1 protein-coding gene is annotated in these 672 nt (G+C 55.4%); it reads right to left on the bottom strand.

Annotation, left to right across the window (positions count from 1 at the left end; all coding sequences use genetic code 11):
• Positions 1 to 86: 86 nt before the first annotated feature.
• The gene (locus GTN70_03365; protein NIO16031.1) at positions 87 to 626 is read right to left on the bottom strand and encodes a hypothetical protein; all 540 of its coding nucleotides are present in this window, start codon (positions 624 to 626) and stop codon (positions 87 to 89) included.
• Positions 627 to 672: the final 46 nt, after the last annotated feature.

Below are 672 nucleotides of genomic sequence, written 5' to 3'. Positions count from 1 at the left end.
GTGCATCTCGGCATCGTTATCAAGCGCCTTGGTGCGAAGCGGGTCGCCTAATGTCCTCTCAATCTGGCAGCCCAGCCGGAAGTTAGCTACCGGGCTGGTCGGCGCGCCCCCGAAATGAAATCCCCATCTCTTCTTGCCGGTTGCTGATGCTTTTCATGCTTCAGCATTGCGATGATCTTATCCGCCACCTGACGGGCGGTCTCTTTGCGCTCCTCTTCCGGAACGTCGTCCATGAGGAAGGCGTCGGAATACTTCCTGTGTAGGGGCAGGGCATCGATATGAACGATTTTTTCTTCTCCAATTAACTTCCTCAGCACCCGTCCATGGCACTTCAGGAAGCATCCATCAATCATGACGGTCTTGTCAGCCTCCTTGACCCAGCGCGCCATGCTCGAATGAGGGACAAGGAACGTTTCGCCGTGGCATGCGCGGGCGTACGACGACATTTCCCGTGTCACCAAGTTGGCGGCAAGCCTGGCGATTTCTCCCCGGATGCAAGCTCCCTCACACGACAAAACAGGGATTTTCTTATCGGCGATATTTCGTTCCGCGTAGGCTTCACCGGCGGGGCAGTAGCCTTCTACCCCTTCGACCGCAAGGGAATAATTGGGCGTATGGGCGTTCATGTTGATCTCCTTTCTTGGTATGGGCAATCGACCTTATATCGTGATC

Source organism: Deltaproteobacteria bacterium (assembly GCA_011773515.1).
Lineage (GTDB): Bacteria > Desulfobacterota > Deferrimicrobia > J040 > J040 > WVXK01.
This window is presented reverse-complemented; position numbering and strand designations above follow the sequence as displayed.